The following is a 19520-nucleotide window of genomic DNA, read 5'->3' on the forward strand; positions in this document are numbered from 1 at the left end:
ACGAGTTACTTGTGAGAACTTGCGGTGTTTGATGATAAAGCTGTTATGTAAAAGCATTTAAGGAAGGCAAATGAAAAGCAAAATCCCGGTGGTCATCGGCACCTTGTTTCTGGCTTATATCGCTTTTGTGGCAGTGGTGGTCTTAGTCTACAAACCCAACCCGGAAGATATGAGTTGGGAAGATCGCCAAGCATATAATCAAGGGAAGCTGACAGAGCTTAAACTCGGACAGAGCGGGGAAAGCGTAGTGGAAATGCTCGGTCATCCCGATTTTAGTGAAGCCAAGCTCAGCCAGGGACAAACGCTAAACGTTTTGTTTTATCGCACCCATCAGACAAAGTCCGATGGCGTCACCACCAAAGATGAATGTACGCCGCTGCTATTTCGCAATGATCAACTCATCGCTTGGGGCGATGACACCTATCAGCAATATCTGCAGCAAGTGACAGACACCGAACCTCAACCCGTCAGGGATACTGCCGCAACGGCGACTAAGCCAGTAGACAGCCACTAGTCTTACGCGTTATAGCCAAACCAGCAAAAAGGGGCCAATCGCGCCCCTTTACTCATCTCACCTTAATCCTCTGATACTGGCTCGCGGTAAGCTTCTCCAGAGATCATCCACGGCGGTGCTTGACGGCCTTTTAAGTAGTGATCAAAGAACTGTTTCATTCTGATCGTGTAATCCAGCTTATTGGGATACTTTTTCAGATGATGTGGCTCGTCCTCATATTGCAACATAATCACATCCTTACCAGCTCGCCGCATCGCCATATAGAGTTCAATGCCCTGCTCCCACGGTACCGCATCGTCACGATCACCAAACATGATCAGCAACGGCGTATGAATGCGTTCAACGTAAAATACCGGCGAATTTTCGATATACTTTTGTGGTGCCTGCATCAGACTCTCGCCGATACGGCTTTGCCCAGTTTCATACTGGAACTGACGCGCCAACCCAGTCCCCAGACGGATACCACTGTAAGCACTGGTCATGTTGCTCACCGGTGCCCCGGCAACGGCAGCTTTAAAGATATTGGTCTGGGTAATATCAAATGCTGTCTGGTAACCGCTCCAGGAATGCCCTTGTAAACCGATAGCATCAGGATCAGCAATGCCCAGTTCAATCAGCTTTTGTACTCCTGCAGTCAATGCTTTTACCGAGCTAATACCGGGATAACCCACCTCAAAACGGATATCCGGCAGAAATATCACGTAATCATCTGCCGCATACCAAGCAAAATTGGGGCGGTGATTGATCTTCATATCCGGGAATGCAAACAGTCGGTCACTCATAAAACGATAGTAATAAACCAGCACCGGATAGCGTTTGCCAGGCTGATAATGGGGTGGTTTTATCACCACGCCGTCCATCTCCCGGCCATCACCATCTCGCCAATGCACCAGTTCCGCCTTACCCCAAGGCAGTTGTTGCCGTTGCTTATCCAGTGTGGTCTGTTGTTTAGCACGCTCGGGATGCAGCACTTCCGCCGTATAAAGATCGGGGTACAAATCATAACGCTGTTGGCTGAAAACGAAGGTATTCGTATTATTAGCTCGCGCTAATACCTCGAGCTTTACTGGCGCGTCCAATAGTACTTTTACACCGGCCTTACCGATTTCTGCCCGGTAAAAAGCGTCGGCTTTTGTCCGCTCACTGTATCCTTGCAACAACACTGACTCACCATCTGTTACCGTGGGTAAGAATGCGGCATCAGGCTGTGCCAGTGCTTCAATGCGAAAACTCCGTCGCTGCTTGCGCCCCTCCCCGGCCGTCAACATGAAGCCGTGGTGGCTGGTGGTATCAAATTGCCAGATATCATATTTGTCATACACCAAAATCGCCGAGTCATCGGCCAACCAAGGGCCGAAACCGTAACCGGGGGCCGCCGAAGGATAGTCATGATCTTCATTCGCAAACGGCGTTTTAATATTGCCACTCAACAGTGATTTCCGGCCATCGGCAATGTCATACAGATAAATTTGCCCACGCTGATACCACGCCAGATATTTACCGGAGGGCGAATAAGTCGGCTCACTGTCGCTCGGCTGTTGCGCCAGTACCTGGGTCTTATGGCCGGTATTGATATCCACCAGATAGAAATCTCGGAAGAAACCGGCCCAGGTAATCATTTTGCGATAGGGAATGTCTGAGCTCGCGAGCAAGAAACGCTTATGCTCCGTCAGTTGCACATCCGGCACCTGAGTATCAGCTAACTGCACCACACTGCCCGATGATAAGTGCAACACCGCCAGATATGTCCGCTGCTGCTCTTTAGCGTATAGTTTGATTTCATTGGGCTTAATCAGCGGATCATCACCATGCCATATATTCAAGCCACGCTGCCCCGTAATGACCTGCTCACTGTAAAGATCCGCTTCCTGAGTTACCTTAGGCACATGAAACTGCTGGCTGATCTGCGGCACTCGTCCGAAAAACAACCGCTGACCATCCGCTGAGAAATTCAGTTTACTGTAGTGATTCAACCACCAGCCATCGGCGCTTTTTTCAGCATTCTGAATTGCTGAAAATTTTCCGGTTTCCAGACTATAAAGCGCTAAACGGTACGGGCGCTCAGCGGCCACTATCGCCGCATTTCCGGCGGTGTATGCCAAATGCGAGGCGTCACGGCTAAGTGCCACTGCGCCAACCTGCTCAGATTTGTTGTCGACTAGCTCCGCCTGTTTGAAACTGTCCAATCGCAGCAATATTAATTTATGCAACTCATTGGCAGTGTCATTCTGTGCCAACGTCAGGTAACGACTGTCATATGAGAATGTCCAATCGGTAATATCTGCAAAATGCTGCGACTTGCCAGTGGTCAGATTCACGACTGTAAACGGACTGCCAGCGTCTTCCTTCGCCGTTTTCTTGCTGACTTTTGTGCCGGCAGTTTCCGCCGTATTGTCACTATGTTGGTCGGCCTTATCGTCTTTAGCCTCGTCTTTATCAAACCACAATGCCAGAAACTTGCCGTCCTCAGAAAACACCTGCGCTTTTACCCGCTCAAAGTGCTGCACGGCGCCAGTTTGATTATCCAGTAGTAACACACCCGACTTCAGCTTCTTACGCGCTTTGGCGGTGGATTTTTCCACGGCAAGCAATGCTGGCTTGACAGTAAACAGGGTGAAACGACCATCATGACTGATGATAGGATCTGAGCCACCCGCCGCGCTAAACTGCTGCCCGTCACTCAAACGCTTTACAAAGCCCTGACTATCGCCGCGATCAGGCGCCGTACTGTAGGCCAAAACCTGGCCCTGCGGGTCTAGCACTTGTTCAGTAATCGACTGGAAATGCATAATATTTTCCAGCGAAAGTGTCTTTTGGGGTTGCGCCTGTAGGGCTCCCGGTAGCATTGCTACCAGCAGCAACGAAGCAAGAGTCGAAAACTTCAAGGTAATCCTCATTCTTGAAATGGCAACAGGTCTCAATGGTGTCCACTCATGAGATATCGCCTTGTGAAAATTTTGTAATGTTTAGCCTACATAAAAAGGCCTAGGTTTGCTCACTAATTTCCTGTGAAAAGTGTTTAAAAGTGTTTAGAATAAAGGAGATCTATATCACATAATTTTCTGACACTAACCGTGTTCACCACACGGTTGTTTATTCGCCTAAATGCTAACCCGTGGAAGGATTCTCCATGTCAAAAAGAACCATTACCGTGATCCCCGGCGACGGGATCGGTCCAAGTATTATTGAATCAGCACTACAGATTTTAGATAAAGCGGGATGTAATTTTGAGTATGAATTTGCCGATGCAGGTTTAACGGCACTGGAAAAACAAGGTGAGTTGTTACCACAGCGAACTTTAGATCTTATCGAAAAAAACCGCATCACCCTCAAAGGCCCGTTAACCACGCCTGTCGGCGAAGGTTTCACCTCCATCAACGTCACCCTGCGTAAGAAATTCAGCCTCTATGCTAATGTGCGTCCCGTCCTTTCATTCAAAGGCACAAAGGCGCGTTATCAGAATATCGATATCATTACCGTGCGTGAAAATACCGAAGGGATGTACTCCGGTTACGGCCAGAAAGTCTCTGAAGATGGCAGCACGGCCGAAGCGACCAGTATTATTACCCGTCAGGGTGCTGAACAGATCACCACTTTTGCTTATGAATTGGCACGCAAAGAAGGCCGCAAAAAAGTGACGATTGTGCATAAAGCCAATATCATGAAATCCACATCTGGCCTGTTTTTAAAAACCGCCCGCGAAGTCAGCCAGCGTTATCCAGATATCGTCACAGAAGAGATGATTGTGGATGCCACCTGTATGAAGCTGGTGATGAATCCAGAAAACTTCGATGTCATTGTCACCACCAACCTGTTTGGTGACATTCTGTCGGACCTGTGTGCAGGCTTGGTGGGTGGATTAGGGATGGCTCCTGGTGCCAATATTGGTAAAAATGCGGCTATTTTTGAAGCGGTACACGGGAGTGCCCCAGATATTGCTGGTAAGAATCTGGCAAACCCAACCTCAGTGATCCTAGCATCGGTGCAGATGTTAGAATATTTGGGAATGTCAGATAAAGCCGCCAAAATCCGCAATGCCGTTGCCGCAGTGATTGCCGAAGGTGACCGAACTACTCACGATTTAGGCGGTAGCCACGGCACCACCGACTTTACTCAAGCGGTGCTGGATCGCCTGTAAGACTCAAACAACATTTAAGAAGGGACCATCAGGTCCCTTTTTTATGGAATATCGCCAGCAACTTGATCTCGCAGGCATAGACGCTCAAGATAAATACAGCAGATATTAATGCTGGAGGGCAACGTGTTTAAAGCCAGTCTTGCCAATCTTAGAGGCAGCAAACAAACGGTGCTTGAAAAGGAAATTGCCAAGGAGCAATCAACCGCACTGGGCAAAGCAGGTCGCCGTTTAAAAGCAGCGTTAGAGGCTTACGAGGCGGATAAAACCAGTCAATTCCGCCGTCATATCGAGGAGTGGCATATCCAGCAACTCACAGAAGCTGTCTATGCGTTGATGGTCACCCGCGAATTTCTAGGGTTTGTCGATTGCAATCTGGAATGGATCTGCCAGCAATATCCGTTGCCACAGGCCGTACTCAAGAATCTAGCACCGGCCAACCAGTTAGAGTACTTGCAGCAGGAGTGGCATTACCGTTAGCCCGCCTGCTGCAGAAATCTCAAAGATGGCTGCCTGGACGTAAACACAGATGTACCGTCACTTCATCGCGATCATGGTAAAGGTGTTTACAACGTAACTGAAATTGGTGCAAACCATTCTGCTGCAGGACATCCGCCATCCGCCTAAGAATGGTGGTCACTTCTTTATAGCGGCTTTTCATGGGCAATTTCAGGTTGAAAATAGCTTCATGAAACCAGCCATTGATGGCCCATTGCTCTATCAATTCGGCAACTCGGGATGGTTTTTCCACCATATCGCACACCAACCAGTAAATATTTTTGCGCTTAGGTTCAAAGCGAAACCCATCTTCCCGATAATGCGTCACCTGTCCGCTTTGCATCAAGCTATCGGCCATTGGGCCATTGTCTACCGCCGCCACGAACATGCCACGGCGTACGAGTTGATAAGTCCAACCGCCGGGACAAGCCCCCAGATCTACCGCATTCATGCCACTGTGTAAGCGAGTTTCCTGCTCGTGTGGCGCGATAAAGTGATTAAAGGCTTCATCCAGCTTAAGGGTGGAGCGACTCGGTGCTGCTGATGGAAACTTCAGCCGCGGAATGCCCATAAAAAATGGTGAGCTGTTGTTACTGTAAGAATAACCGGCATAGGCTTTAGTACCGCCCAGAAAGCACACATGCACAATAGGACGCCGCGCATTCTCATTCGCCAGTAACACCCCATGCTGCTTCAGTGCCGCCCGCAACGGCACCGTAAATTTGCGGCAAAAAGTTAGCAATTCCTTGGCTTCATTGGTATCGGGAGTTTCGACCCGCAGCTCGCCGCCGTTTTCCAGAGAAGACAAGGCATTAATCAGTGGTGTAACCCGATCATCAACGGGTAAATCACTTAACAGCTCGCTGCAAACAAACATCTGCCGGGCAAAAATCAAGGTATCTAGCGGCAGCTCACGCGCCAATCGATCGGCATCACCTTCAGTAAAACACTGGAATACCACATAAGCATCATTTGCCGCTGCTTTTACAAATCCGGCAACGCCTATTTCAGCAGCACGATCCTGAATTTCTGCAGCACACTCTTTCTCATAACCCGCACGACAGAACAAAAACAGATTGTTCATTGATAATCCTGTAACCAGCCTTTCAGCAAAGGCGCCAAGTATACCAGAACTTGGCGTTACAGATCGTCGCTACGATGACGCCACATAGAGGAGGCCAACAGAGCCCACCCAAGTAAGAAACAGAAACCACCAAACGGCGTGATCATCCCCAGCATCTTCACGCCGGAAAAGGCGTACAAATAAAGCGAACCGGAGAACAGAATGATACCAGCGATAAACAGCCACGCCGCCCAGTTCAGCAAAGGGGATTTAACCCAATGCCCGGCCAACGCTACGGCAATGAGCGCAAAGGTATGGTAAAACTGATACTCAACCCCCACGTCAAAAATTTTTATCAATTCTGGGGTAGTGACCGCTTTCAAGCCGTGTGCGGCAAAAGCCCCCAGTGCCACTGCTAGAAAACCACTGATAGCGGCCAACATAAACAGGCCTTTTTTCATACCAAACTCCTGATATATGACAGTGATCTACTGATCACTGAAGTAAAATTTTCTTCAAGCGTCACGCTAGCACTTTTCCTTGGCTGAAAACTGTGGTCGCCATCGCTAACCCATTGCAGTTGCACCGATGCCGGGAGAGACCACTGTTGCAGTTGCCGCCGATCACCAAAGCTGTCGCGTTCACCTTGGTAAATCATCACTGGCAAACGACAAGCCTGCAGTGCAGCCAATCGCGGCGCAGTCTTTCCTTTGGGTAGAAACGGGTAGCCAAGACAGATAATACCTCGGACGATTTCGGGCAAAATATCTGCAGCCAGCATGGTAGCGATGCGGCCGCCCATCGACTTTCCCATCAGTATGATGTGAGCAGGTTGCAATAGTTCGATTGCCAGTTGCAGTTGCTGCTGAAAGTCTGCTAGCAATTCTGGCGCGCGATTCGGCGGACGGCGAGTGCCATGCTGTTGCCGTTGTTGCATATAAGGAAAGTTAAAACGCACAACATCAACGCCGCCAACAGCCATCCCTTGGGCAATGGTCGCCATAAACGCATGCTGCATGTTGGCACCAGCACCATGGGCAAACAACACCAAGGTGTTACTCGCAATGCGGCTTTTATCAACGCACCAGTTATCCGGGTAACAACTCACTACGGGATTCCTCAGCAAACATGTCCAGCATCCATTCGCGGAAGGCCACAATCTTGCCTAACTCCGCATGTTTTTGCTGACACACCAGATAATAGGCATCTTTGCTGACGAGGACTTCCTGAAACGGACAAACCAGCCGTCCAGCGAGAATATCAGGGCGCGCTAGTACGCTATATCCCAGCGCCACCCCTTGACCGTGAGCCGCCGCTTGCAACACTAACGAGGAATGACTGAATATCGGCCCCTGATTAACATTGATATCGGTGACACCGCATTGGCGAAACCATGCCTGCCAGTCATGACGGCTCATATCATGCAGCAAGGTATGAAACTTGAGATCAGCCGGTTTTTCCAGCGGCTTGGGACCTTTCAACAATAGAGGTGAACACACAGGAATTAATACTTCATTACGCAGCTTATCGGCCCGCAAACCAGGCCAGTTACCCTGGCCGTAATAAATAGCGACATCAACATCATCCGACAGCGAGTCGGTAGAACTGTCAACCGCTTTGATACGCACATCAATGTCAGGATTCTTCTCGCTGAATTTGGCTAAACGCGGCACCAGCCACTGAATAGCGAAACTAGGAGGCATGCTAACGGTAAGCGAACCGATGGCACTACGGGCCAGCAGCCGGTCAGTCGCATCGGCTAGCTGTCCAAAAATATCTTTTATTTCAAGAAAATAACTCTGCCCCTCTTCGGTCAGCAGCAGCGAACGGTTCTTACGCCGAAAAAGTTTCAAGCCGAGAAAGTCTTCCAGCGCTTTGATCTGATGACTAACCGCCGCTTGTGTCACAAACAGCTCTTCTGCGGCTCGGGTAAAACTGAGGTGGCGAGCAGCCGCTTCAAACGCTTTTACCGCATTGAGCGGAGGAAGTCGCTTAGACATGAGCATCCATTCCAATTTTATAATTAGTTTTTCTAATCCGTATTGTTACATTTAATCATGTAAAAGCGCCAGCAGTTTTATATGGCACAGGTTAAATCTGCTAGCAATAGCGGCTTTTTGCCACAACGGCGGCAAAATGATTGGTTTGCACCAATGTTGCAAAAATAAACGTTAATGCCAACTTTGGCTGGCATGAGGTATTGGGGATATCGATTGGGCCACCAAACGCATGTGGCATCACATATTCATAAAAAGCCCCGAGTATTGGCAGGTACACCATCACCGAAACTCAGGGCAATTTGCGTAATATTATGCGCGCTAGGTTAATTGTTCAGATGTTGCTGTAACGCCAGTTGATTTTTTTGATGTGCGCTAACATAGCGGCCATGCAGAAAATGGTACGACACCAAGCACATCAACATGACTACCGCTAACAATTCATACATACCGGAAAACTGCAGCAGCGGGATCACTTTACCCAAGAGCAATGGCCCTAATCCCACACCAAGATCCATAAAAATGAAAAAGGTTGAATTGGCTTTGCCGATGCTGTCTGCAGGTGACAGTTTAATCACTATTGCTTGAGAACAAGACATAAAGGTACCAAAGCCCATGCCAATCAAGGCACCGGATGCCAACACTGCGATATTACTGTCAGAGAGTCCCAACAAACATAATCCCGCCGCAAAAAGCACAAATGATGGCACCATGACAATATTATCGCCCTTACGGTCAAACAATTTACCCGTAAGGGGGCGACTAAGCAGCGTAAAAATAGCATACATAATGAAGAAGAATTTACCGCCGGTTTCCAAGCCCTTACTCGAGGTATAAGGTGAAATAAAACTCAGCAATGACGCAAAACCGATAGAGACAAAAAAGGTGATAGCTGACAGCGGTAGTGCTTCCACAGCAAAGAAAGATGAGAGTGAAAATCCCCGTTTTTTAGTTGCTGCGGCAGTTGCTGGCAGCACACTTTTAGGGGGAACCAGCATAAAGGTCAGCACGCAACCAATCAGCAGTAATACTGACGACAACATCAGATTAACACTCAAGTCTCCATCACGGTATGCGTACAAACCAGCGAATGGACCAATAGCGGTAGCTAAAGTAACAAACATCGAAAAGTAGCTGGTGCCTTCGCCACGGCGTTCACTGGGCACCATCTGCGCCATGATGGTGGCAGTGGCGGTAGACGCCGCCCCGAAACCCACACCTTGAATAAATCGCACCAGGCATAGCAACACAATATTTTGTGTCCATAGGTTAGCAATCGCCGACAGTAAAAATACGAGCAACCCAACATATAAACACAGCTTAGTGCCAATACGCTCAATGGATCGCCCGACAAACAGCCTAGCCGCTAAAGCCCCCAAGATAATAATGCCACAAGCCAACCCCGCCACACTTAACGAAGCATGCAATGTGTGTAGGGTGTAGTCAGTAATTACCACCATTGTCAGGTAGTAGGCCAAATTAATTAAAAAACAGATAATGCAATCGATAAGATAGTTTTTTGTCCATAGGACACTTTTGGTCGTAGTCATATTTATTAAGTGATTTCGAAGAGAATAGAGGATTATTTGATGATCAGTACCGGGACTAAAGAATGCTGCACAACCGCATGGCTGACACTGCCTAGGAATTCGCGGATCCCGGTAAGGCCGCGGCTGCCAAGAACGATAAGATTGCAGTTGTGTTCTTCGGCAAAACGCAGCAGCACGTAGGAGACATTTTGCCCACGCAAACGATGTAGTTTTACCATTTCCACCGTGGCGACTTTATCGCGTAGTTGGTTGAAAATAGCATCGCGTTGACATTGTATATCTTCATCAACCACTTCAACCCCGGTGCGTAACGGCGCCACTTCTTCCACAAATACTACGTCAACACTGATTTGCGGATTTTCCCGTAACTGCTGCAAGGCGATATCCAGCGCTTTAGCAGAAAGTTCTGCGCCGTCATATGCCACTAAAATTCGTGTTCCTAACATAATTATTTCCAAGATTGTTGTTCTCAAGGCAACACGCCGCCGCCAGCAAAAGGCAAGCTTTGCTGTATTTGTTATCGAAGGGATAGCCTTGAAAGTGCTAAAAGAAGGTAACGCGAGGAGTTATATCATTGATATTTAATAATTAAAAATATATATTTTTAGATATATTGATATACTTTTGGTTATTTAAATGACATTAACCCAATTAAGATCATTTTTAGCCATTGCCGATATTGGCAATATGACCCGCGCCGCCGAACGCCTGCATGTAGCACAACCTGCACTTAGTAAAACATTGGCGAATTTGGAACAAGAGTTGGGGGTTGCCTTGTTTGATCGCCAAGGACGACGACTGCAATTAAATGCCTTTGGCAAAGTATTGTTGGAGCGCAGCAAACGGGTATTTAGTGAGTTAGAACAGGCCAAACAGCAGTTAACCGATATGGCAAGCAACAATGCGGGGCATGTCACTGTAGGGGTGACCACCTCACAAATTCTGCCCAACATTTTTGTCGACTACCTATCACAGTATACAAATGTGAAATTCAAACTATTTCAGGTAGCTGGCCGCTATGAAATCGCGCGGCAACTGCGCGATGGCGTGTTTGATCTGTGTATTACCTCCCTGCCGATTACACAACTGTCAGGTAACAACACTGTTGCAGAGCGAGAACTGTTTACCGAAGAGCTATTCTTAGCCGTACGCACGGATCATCCACTGGCCAAACGGCAACAAGTGGCGCTTAGTGAAGTCGCCCAAGAAAAGTTCCTCAGCTATCCGCGGGAAGACGGTTTTCGGGAAATCACGGATAACTTCTGTCGGCAAGCAGGCTTTCGCGCCAATGTTGTCTTTGAAAGTTTCGATACCGCGGTTATTGCTGATTTAGTACGCGCCGGGGCGGGAGTCGCAATTCTGCCAAGGCTATGGTGGGATGTTGGCAATAGTCAGCAACTGGTGAAACTACCGATCAGCTGTCCCCACCTCAAACGCAGTATTCTGTTGTCGTGGATGGAAAATCGTTATCTATCACCTACCGCCCGGAATTTCGGCGACTTTGTTAGCCAATATCTGCAAAACAAACGCAGCCAGCATTCATGCGAGTAAACGACTTATCTGGGAATTTATCCGCCCCAAAACAAGCAGTAAGCGGTATCAAACGGTAAGCTGCACAAAGATAGTGCGGTGCTATATAGACACCGCAACTGAGTATAAGCGGTTAATTATGGTGGGAAATTATAACGGGCCACATCCGTGGATGCGGCCATCAAACAACGCTTAAGGGCGATAGACCTTCACATTTTGATAGCCTTGTTCCAGCAGATACAGCGCCTGCAGTTTGCTCATCACGCCGCGCTCACAGTACAGCAAATAGGTTTTACTGCTATCGAGTTCAGCAAAAGCGCTGGACAGCTTAAAGAACGGAATGTGTTGCACTTCAGCCCCGGCCACTTGTAGCGGACGGCGTTCCTCTTCTTCTGGCGCACGAATATCCAGTACCACCTGTTCTGCAGCGACGCTGGAAACGGTTTCTGTTTCGGTGACTTTGGTATCCATAGCTTTTGGTATCTCCCGGATATCAATAACTTCGGCAGCCTCCAGCACTTTATCCAGCAGATCTGGCGAAAACTTCAGTTCTTCGGCTTCCACTTTCGCTAATACCGCTTTAACCGTAGGACGCTGAGAGATCACCCCACAGTACTCCGGCATTGACTTGGCAAAGTCCTCGGTACCAATTTTGCGGCTTTCATTGATGATATCTTGCTTATCCATAGTGATCAGCGGGCGTAAAATCAAGGTATCGGTACAACGATCTATTACGTTAAGATTAGTCAACGTCTGGCTCGACACCTGTCCCAGGCTCTCCCCTGTCACCAAAGCTTGAACACCCATGCGCTCCGCAACCCGACTCGCCGCACGCATCATACAACGCTTAAGGATAACGCCCATTAAGCCATGGTCGATACGCTCCAGAATTTCTGCAACCACCGACTCAAATGGGATGGTGACAAATTTTACCTTATGGGATTCACCATAAGTTTTCCATAAATGATAGGCCACCTGTTTAACGCCTATCTCGTGTTGGGCACCACCAAGGTTGAAGAAACAGTAGTGAGTACGGGCACCTTTTTTGATGAACTGAAAACTAGAAACCCCGGAATCAAACCCACCGGAAATCAGTGACAGTACATCCTCCTGAGTGGCCATCGGGAAGCCACCGAGACCCGGCACCTTTTTCTCCACCAAATACAGCTTGTCGTTATTGATTTCGAGATTCACTGTAATGTCAGGATTTTTCAGTTTTACGCCAGCAGCTTCGGTATGTTGATTCAGACCACCACCCACGTATTTCTCCACATCAATAGAGGTGAAATCATGGTGGCCGCTACGTTTAACCCGCACACAAAAAGTCTTTCCCGCTAGCTCATCGCCAAATGCTTTCAGCGTGTGCAGGTAAATATCGTGCACTGTCTCGAACCCATATTCATTCACCCGCGCCACCGTGGCAATCCCGGGAATACAGGTCAAACGGTCACCGATAGGGTCCAGCAATTCCGGTTTATCTTGTGGTACTCCCACCATGATGCGATCCCACTGTTTTACCACAGTGACGCTTTCATCAACTTTCTTTAGGACATTCCGGATATTGGATTCCAGCATTTTGGTGAAGCGCAATCGCACAGGCTTGCTCTTCATCATGATTTCGGGGTACAGCTTAACGATAAACTTCATGGATTTTCCGCAGCATAAAACGTGGTCAAAAAAGCAATCGCGGGATTATAGCAAAGTGCCGGAGGCAGTCACAGTAAGGATGTTAAAAACACAAACCGGCCATTATGCCGGTTTGTAGGGTTAACTGTGCGTGGCAGATCAGCGATTCGGTGTGACCTGAAGTTCATCTGACTGTTTGGCTTTGCCCTGCTCTATTGCTATCTCGACCCTGCGATTACGGGCACGATGCTCAACCGAGTCATTGGGCACCAGTGGGTTAGTATCAGCCAGCCCCACGACTTTCATCCGTTCGGGGTCGAAACCCTTTACCCTAATCAGCTCGTGCGCTACGGCTAACGCCCGTTGCGCTGACAGATCCCAGTTCGACTGATATAGCTCATTGCTGATCTGCATATCGTCGGTGTTACCGGAAACGGTCACAATGCCGGGCACATCCTTCAGCAGTTCACCAATCGCCCGGATCACCGGTTTAAATTGTGGTTGCAGGAACCCTGACCCCGAGGCAAAAGAGCCTTTTTCTCGAATACGAATGATAATTTGCTGACCCAGTGATTCAATTTCGATAGCACCATCCACAATCTCTTTATCGAGCTTCTCCGCCATTTTCTTGACTTGCTCATTGATCTGCTGCTGCGCCGCATCATTTTTCTGAGTGCGCTTATCTTCCGCTTGCTCCTGAGCGGTGGCAGAAGATTCCCCGCCGCGCTGTTCTCCCTTTTGCTGCTGAACCCCACCAGCGCTCTCATCATCGCCCGCTTGGAAGGTCAGTGTTGGCTGAGTCATCTCATTGGTTTGTTGGTTAATGACTTCAATGGGTGACGGATCAGGACGACCGGGGCGGAATTCTAAAGCAATGACCGATGTTCCTTTCGGAATATCTTTCACTTCCACTTTATTTTGCACCCCGAACGCGTATTTCATCGAACCGGCAATCTGCTTGAACTTAAGCACGTCCATCTCAGAAAAAGACAGCAGCAATACGAAGAAGCACATCAGCAGTGACATCAGATCCGAAAACGTAGCTAACCACGGCGGGGCTGGTGGTGGGCAATCAGGACACTTTGGCTTGGCCATCAGTTATTCCCCGCCAGTTGTGTCTATCTTGCGTTTTTTCTCAGCTAGATAGTTTTTCAGAAAGCTCTCGATAACACGCGGGTTTTGGCCATCCTGTATCGCCAGCACCGCATCCATAATCAGATTACGGTTGAGCATCTCTTCGTTCATGCGCAATGCCAGTTTGTCGGCAATGGGTAACGCCACCAAGTTTGCCAGCAGTGACCCATAAAGGGTGGTTAACAACGCCACCGCCATTGCCGGGCCAATCGACTTAGGGTCATCCATGTTAGACAGCATCGCCACTAGGCCAACGAGTGTTCCAATCATTCCCATAGCGGGTCCGACATCCCCAAAAGCTTTGAAAATTGCGATGCCTGATTTATGCCGTTCTTCGGTGAGTACAATGTCTTTTTCCAGCGCCTCACGCACGACGTCGCCATCGTGACCATCCACCAGCATATCCACTGCTTTTTGCATAAAGGAGTTAGAAATCTGCGCTTCTTCCAGTGCCAGAAACCCCCCTTTACGGGCAGCATCCGCCATCGTCACCGACTGTTCTATGAGATCTTCTGGATTATCGAGTTTGAACATAAAGGCTTTGGCAGCAATTTTCATGGCGCCCAAGTATTGTTTTAAGTTGAACTTCATCATCACCACAAAGATGGAGCCCACGAAAACAATCAATACCGAAGGAACGTCAACGTAGATAGAGATGCCGCCGGCACTGATCATGGCCCAGAACATCACACCAAACGCGCCAACAATGCCTATCAGGGTTGCTAAATCCACTCTTGCTCCTCGATTTTCTATAGTCGCGTCATCCACCGGGATGATGCTTTTTCCGGGAAACTGGCCACGGCTTTGCCAGAATACTCCCCTAGAAAGGGAATGTTACACTTTTCAACGGCTTCTATTTTGGTTTATCGGATCAAACTTAGGCAAGTTTAGAGGGATTTTAACCCCGGAAGAAAATATTTTTATGGCAAAGCGTGCTTTTGAGCAAATAACCAACGCCTGCATTTGACCCATTTCGGTTGCTGCTATAACGTGTGCACCAACACAGTTGCCGCCAGTCCTGCTCCGAACCCCTTGCTGCCCAGCCTCGATTCCCGATTCAGATAGCTGGTATACTCTGTCGCAGTGTAAATCCAAGGAAACCAACGTGGCTAAAAAACCTGAAAACCTCAGCTTTGAAGAGTCCTTGACCGAGTTAGAGCAAATAGTAACCGAACTGGAACAGGGTGATGTGTCTCTGGATGATGCGCTGAAACAGTTTGAACGTGGTATCAGTCTGGTACGCGGCAGCCAAAGTAAACTGGAACAGGCGCAACAGAAAGTTGCCATCCTGCTGGCGGATGATCCCCAGGCACCGCTGAGTCCATTTGATGTCGAGGAACAATAATTGCTAACGGAAGCCATCAATCGCTGCCAGCAACGGATCAACCAGCATCTGAGCACGATTTTCGACGCCATTCCTGAAAACGAACCACGATTAAAAGCTGCCATGCGCTATGGTGTACTGTTGGGAGGCAAACGGGTTCGGCCATTTTTAGTATATTCAGTGGGCGAAATGCTCGGGCTCAAAGCCGAACAACTTGATGACTGCGCGGCAGCAATTGAGTGCATTCATGCCTATTCACTGATCCATGACGATTTACCCGCCATGGATAATGATGAATTGCGCCGAGGTCAACCTACTGTTCACGTTGCCTTTAATGAAGCGACAGCGATTCTGGCCGGCGATGCTTTACAAACGCTGGCATTTGAGCTGATAAGTCGAAACGATTCAGGGTTTAACGCATCACAGCAGTTGCAGATGGTGCAGGTGCTAGCCAAAGCCTCTGGCTATCTTGGTATGTGTGGCGGTCAAGCCTTGGATCTGGCGGCAACCGATCATGAGATACCACTTGCCGAGTTGACTCGGTTGCATCGGTTAAAAACTGGGGCGCTCATCAGTTGTGCAGTAGAGTTAGCGGTTATTGCCGCTGATATTGCCGATACCGAAAAACGCCAGTTAATGATTTATGCCGATGCCATTGGCCTGGCATTTCAAGTGCAGGACGATATTCTGGATATCATCGGCAGCACAGAAGAGTTAGGCAAACCTCAAGGCTCCGATACTCGCGCCAATAAAAGCACTTACCCCAGATTACTGGGACTGGAAGGGGCAAAAGCCACCGCCGAGAAACTGCTGCAAGAGGCACTATCGGCCATAGGCAATTTGCCCTACAATAGCCGACTAATTGCTGAATTCGCGCGCTATATTATTGAGCGGCGAGTATAAAACTAGAGACAAAGTAGCTCCCTATGAGTCTGGATATCACTCAATTTCCGGTATTGGCACAGGCCAATACACCCGAAGAGTTGCGCCAGTTGCCACAGGCCTTGTTGCCGCAACTAGCCGACGAACTCAGGGCTTTTTTGCTGCAATCTGTAGGGCAGTCCAGTGGTCATTTTGCTTCTGGACTGGGTACTGTAGAGTTGACCGTAGCACTGCATTATGTGTACAACACCCCGTTTGACCGGTTGGTGTGGGATGTCGGTCACCAGGCGTATCCACATAAAATCCTCACAGGACGTCGGGATCAAATGCACACCATTCGTCAGAAAGGTGGCCTGCATCCATTTCCTTGGCGCGGTGAAAGCGACTATGACACCTTCAGTGTTGGCCATTCCAGCACATCGATTTCAGCAACACTGGCAATGGCTATCGCGGCTGATAAAGAGCAAGCTGGCCGCCGGGTAGTGGCAGTGATAGGCGACGGTGCCATGACCGGTGGTATGGTGTTCGAAGCCATGAATCATGCCGGTGATTTGCATAAAGATATGCTAGTGGTGCTCAACGATAACGAGATGTCTATCTCGGAAAACGTAGGAGCACTCAACAAGCATCTGGCGCAATTAATGTCTGGCCGCTTCTACTCCAGTATTCGTGAAGGTAGCAAAAAAGTGCTGCAAGGTATGCCCGTCATCAAAGAGATGGCGCGGCGTACTGAAGAACATCTGAAAGGTATGATGGTTCCTGGCACTTTGTTTGAAGAGCTCGGTTTCAATTACATCGGCCCCATTGATGGCCATGATGTCAATGCACTGGTAGAAACGTTGCGCAATATGCGTAATCTCAGTGGTCCGCAGTTACTGCACATCATGACCAAAAAAGGCAAGGGGTATGAACCGGCCGAGAAAGATCCTATCGGTTGGCATGCAGTGCCAAAATTTGATCCCAGCCAATTCCGCAAGCCTGCAGCGCAGGCAGGTTTACCCTCTTTCTCTGAAGTTTTTGGTAAATGGCTGTGTGATATTGCTGCCCTTGATGACAAAGTCGTTGGCATTACTCCGGCCATGCGTGAAGGTTCCGGCATGGTGGAGTTTTCCCAAAAGTTCCCAGAGCAATACTTTGATGCGGCAATTGCTGAACAACATGCTGTGACCTTGGGTGCAGGCTTCGCCTGTGAAGGCTACAAGCCAGTAGTGGCGATTTACTCCACTTTTTTGCAACGTGCCTATGATCAAGTAATCCATGATGTTGCCCTGCAAAAACTGCCGGTACTGTTTGCTATCGATCGTGGTGGTATAGTCGGGGCCGATGGCCCAACACACCAAGGCGCCTTTGACATGAGTTACCTGCGCTGTATTCCTAACATGGTTATCATGGCGCCCTCTGATGAAAATGAATGTCGGCAGATGCTCTACACTGGCTATTGCTATCAAGATGGCCCCACCGCCGTACGCTATCCCAGAGGCAGTGCGACTGGAGCTCATCAAGAGGAACAAATGACGGCCCTAGCAATTGGGAAAGGGGTTCTGAAACGCCAAGGTAAGAAGCTGGCAATTATCAACTTCGGTACCACACTAGCAACCGCGCTGGACGTTGCAGAAACGTTAGATGCAACGGTTGCTGATATGCGTTTTGTTAAACCGTTGGATGAAGCCTTATTATCGCAACTGGCTACCACACATGAGCTACTGGTAACCCTTGAGGAAAACGCCATTATTGGCGGTGCCGGCAGCGGTGTACTGGAGTATCTGGCGAGGAAACAGTTATGTAAGCCAGTGCTGCAGTTAGGTCTGCCTGATGAATTTATCAAGCATGGTAGCCCACAAGAAATTTTGGCAGAGCTGCAACTGGACAGTCCAGGGGTATTAGCGCAAATCAAAGCTTTTATGGCTCAACACCAGAGTTAAAGCATAAAAAAGCCAACCAACTAAAAAGGTTGGCTTTTTTATGTCATCCGTCCACCTGTCCAGATGCTTTAGCGCTATAGTTAAGCAAACAAAGCATAATAATGCGCGATGACGATTAGGTGACGGGGAATGGCAGTAAGGGAAAACTGTGCATTAATGTTAGGCGGTGGTGGGGCCAGAGCCGCTTATCAGGTCGGTGTACTAAAAGCACTAGTACAGCTATATCCCCGCAATCATGGTATTCCTTTTAATGTCATATGCGGGACATCTGCAGGTGCGATTAACGGTACCGCCATGGCCACACACGCGTCCTGCTTCCACTTAGGCGTAAAAAAACTGGAGTGGATCTGGCGACATCTGCATACCAGTCGCATTTACAAGGCTGCTATTCCTGGAGTACTGCAACACTTAGGCGCGATGTTGCTCAAAGGGATACAGACAGATCTCGCCAATACGGATGCGGGCAGTTTGCTGGACAATTCACCACTGCGCGATTTGCTGAATGAGCTTATTAACTTTGAACGCATTGACCGTAATATCCAAAACGGTCACCTCACCGCCATCAGTATTGATACCTCCTGTTATAACACCTCACAATCCGTGAGTTTTTTTCAAGCCAGCAGTGAAATAGAAAACTGGCAACGATCACGGCGCAGCGGCTTGCGCACTCGGCTGAATACTGAACATTTGATGGCGAGTGCCGCAATTCCGATGGTGTTCCCGTCGATTCGGCTAGGTAAATGGTATTACGGTGATGGTTCCGTACATCAGCTCTCCCCTTTATCCTGCCCTATTCATCTTGGTGCCGATCGCATCATGGTGATAAACCTAGAAAGTCCGCACAAGCAACAACCAAAGGATCTGGAATACCATCCCAAGACAGCCACCATTGCTGGTCACCTGTTGGATACCATTTTCTCCGATACCCTGAACAGTGACATGGAGCGCCTTACCCGCGTTAATGGCACGTTAGCGTTGATCCCGCCCACCAGCCGCGAATTATTGAGCCTACGCAATATTGATACTTTAGTGATCAAACCCAGCGAAGATTTGAGTGATATTGCTAAACGCTATTACATGGAAATGCCATTCGCCATTCGGCGGCTGTTAGGGTTAATTGGTATCAACAGCCAATCAGATACCAGCATAGTGTCTTACCTGCTGTTTGAGAAAGCCTATACCGGAGCTTTGATTGATTTAGGTTACAAAGATGCCATGAGTAATCTGGAGGACATTAAACGCTTTTTTAATCTCGGCTGATCCGTTTTCTGCCAGTCAAATTGGCTTATCGAAGTCAAAATTCTGACACGCCATTTATTTCATAAGTCCGCGCACCTACTCAGGC

General features: G+C 48.6%; 19 protein-coding genes. 8 read left to right on the forward strand and 11 right to left on the reverse strand.

Going from position 1 to position 19520, the window contains the following annotated elements; translation table 11 throughout:
- Nucleotides 1–70 precede the first annotated feature (70 nt).
- The gene (locus J3L11_RS01875) at nt 71–514 is read left to right on the forward strand and encodes a DUF3192 domain-containing protein (RefSeq protein ID WP_189618825.1); all 444 of its coding nucleotides are present in this window, start codon (nt 71–73) and stop codon (nt 512–514) included.
- A 62-nt stretch (nt 515–576) separates the two neighbouring features.
- Here the strand turns inward: J3L11_RS01875 and J3L11_RS01880 are convergent, their stop codons facing one another.
- Nucleotides 577–3360, reverse strand: coding sequence for a prolyl oligopeptidase family serine peptidase (locus J3L11_RS01880; protein ID WP_242695040.1), 2784 nt, complete (start codon nt 3358–3360; stop codon nt 577–579).
- Between the two features lie 284 nt (nt 3361–3644).
- On the opposite strand from J3L11_RS01880, the gene J3L11_RS01885 reads away from it, so the two are divergent.
- Together J3L11_RS01885 and J3L11_RS01890 are read left to right on the forward strand one after the other, a co-directional pair.
- A complete protein-coding gene (locus J3L11_RS01885) occupies nt 3645–4652 on the forward strand; it encodes an isocitrate dehydrogenase (protein ID WP_207569833.1) in 1008 nt (335 codons plus the stop codon).
- Nucleotides 4653–4760: 108 nt separating this feature from the next.
- A complete protein-coding gene (locus tag J3L11_RS01890) occupies nt 4761–5129 on the forward strand; it encodes a hypothetical protein (RefSeq protein ID WP_189618822.1) in 369 nt (122 codons plus the stop codon).
- Between the two features lie 19 nt (nt 5130–5148).
- Here the strand turns inward: J3L11_RS01890 and rlmM are convergent, their stop codons facing one another.
- From rlmM to J3L11_RS01925, 7 genes are all read right to left on the reverse strand, one after another.
- Nucleotides 5149–6231 (reverse strand): 23S rRNA (cytidine(2498)-2'-O)-methyltransferase RlmM, encoded by a 1083-nt coding sequence (gene rlmM, locus J3L11_RS01895; protein WP_207569834.1) that lies wholly within the window; start codon nt 6229–6231, stop codon nt 5149–5151.
- A gap of 56 nt (nt 6232–6287) precedes the next feature.
- Complete coding sequence (locus tag J3L11_RS01900) at nt 6288–6671, reverse strand: DUF423 domain-containing protein (RefSeq protein WP_133038132.1); 384 nt, start codon at nt 6669–6671, stop codon at nt 6288–6290.
- Nucleotides 6668–7318, reverse strand: coding sequence for an alpha/beta fold hydrolase (locus J3L11_RS01905; protein WP_207569835.1), 651 nt, complete (start codon nt 7316–7318; stop codon nt 6668–6670). Before J3L11_RS01905 ends, J3L11_RS01900 begins: the two co-directional genes overlap by 4 nt.
- Nucleotides 7299–8210 carry a transcriptional regulator GcvA gene (locus J3L11_RS01910; RefSeq protein WP_133038130.1) on the reverse strand — a complete coding sequence of 304 codons (912 nt, stop codon included), beginning with the start codon at nt 8208–8210 and terminating at the stop codon, nt 7299–7301. The genes J3L11_RS01905 and J3L11_RS01910 overlap by 20 nt, the downstream gene beginning before the upstream one ends.
- Nucleotides 8211–8310: 100 nt before the next feature.
- Complete coding sequence (locus J3L11_RS01915; RefSeq protein WP_207569836.1) at nt 8311–8493, reverse strand: hypothetical protein; 183 nt, start codon at nt 8491–8493, stop codon at nt 8311–8313.
- A 40-nt stretch (nt 8494–8533) separates the two neighbouring features.
- Nucleotides 8534–9757 carry an MFS transporter gene (locus J3L11_RS01920; protein ID WP_278250702.1) on the reverse strand — a complete coding sequence of 408 codons (1224 nt, stop codon included), beginning with the start codon at nt 9755–9757 and terminating at the stop codon, nt 8534–8536.
- A 32-nt stretch (nt 9758–9789) separates the two neighbouring features.
- Complete coding sequence (locus J3L11_RS01925) at nt 9790–10203, reverse strand: universal stress protein (RefSeq protein ID WP_207569838.1); 414 nt, start codon at nt 10201–10203, stop codon at nt 9790–9792.
- A 190-nt stretch (nt 10204–10393) separates the two neighbouring features.
- Between J3L11_RS01925 and J3L11_RS01930 the strand changes: the two genes are divergently transcribed.
- Nucleotides 10394–11308: a LysR family transcriptional regulator gene (locus tag J3L11_RS01930; protein ID WP_207569839.1), complete on the forward strand. Its 915-nt coding sequence runs from the start codon at nt 10394–10396 to the stop codon at nt 11306–11308.
- Nucleotides 11309–11479: 171 nt separating this feature from the next.
- On the opposite strand, the gene thiI is transcribed toward J3L11_RS01930, so the two are convergent.
- The 3 genes from thiI to pomA all read right to left on the reverse strand — a co-directional run bounded on the left by thiI (nt 11480) and on the right by pomA (nt 14779).
- Complete coding sequence (thiI, locus tag J3L11_RS01935; RefSeq protein WP_189617633.1) at nt 11480–12934, reverse strand: tRNA uracil 4-sulfurtransferase ThiI; 1455 nt, start codon at nt 12932–12934, stop codon at nt 11480–11482.
- A 138-nt stretch (nt 12935–13072) separates the two neighbouring features.
- On the reverse strand, nt 13073–14008 hold the full coding sequence (locus J3L11_RS01940; protein WP_189617632.1) for a flagellar motor protein MotB: 936 nt from the start codon (nt 14006–14008) through the stop codon (nt 13073–13075).
- Nucleotides 14009–14011: 3 nt separating this feature from the next.
- The gene (gene pomA / locus J3L11_RS01945) at nt 14012–14779 is read right to left on the reverse strand and encodes a flagellar motor protein PomA (RefSeq protein WP_189617631.1); all 768 of its coding nucleotides are present in this window, start codon (nt 14777–14779) and stop codon (nt 14012–14014) included.
- Between the two features lie 373 nt (nt 14780–15152).
- On the opposite strand from pomA, the gene xseB reads away from it, so the two are divergent.
- From xseB to J3L11_RS01965, 4 genes are all read left to right on the forward strand, one after another.
- Nucleotides 15153–15392 (forward strand): exodeoxyribonuclease VII small subunit, encoded by a 240-nt coding sequence (xseB, locus tag J3L11_RS01950; protein WP_207569840.1) that lies wholly within the window; start codon nt 15153–15155, stop codon nt 15390–15392.
- On the forward strand, nt 15393–16274 hold the full coding sequence (gene ispA, locus J3L11_RS01955) for a (2E,6E)-farnesyl diphosphate synthase (protein WP_207569841.1): 882 nt from the start codon (nt 15393–15395) through the stop codon (nt 16272–16274).
- A gap of 23 nt (nt 16275–16297) precedes the next feature.
- Complete coding sequence (gene dxs / locus J3L11_RS01960; RefSeq protein ID WP_207569842.1) at nt 16298–18175, forward strand: 1-deoxy-D-xylulose-5-phosphate synthase; 1878 nt, start codon at nt 16298–16300, stop codon at nt 18173–18175.
- Between the two features lie 129 nt (nt 18176–18304).
- The gene (locus J3L11_RS01965) at nt 18305–19435 is read left to right on the forward strand and encodes a patatin-like phospholipase family protein (RefSeq protein ID WP_207569843.1); all 1131 of its coding nucleotides are present in this window, start codon (nt 18305–18307) and stop codon (nt 19433–19435) included.
- The last annotated feature ends 85 nt before the right edge of the window (nt 19436–19520 follow it).

This window comes from Shewanella sp. 4t3-1-2LB, assembly GCF_017368415.1.
Taxonomy (GTDB): domain Bacteria; phylum Pseudomonadota; class Gammaproteobacteria; order Enterobacterales; family Shewanellaceae; genus Shewanella; species Shewanella fodinae.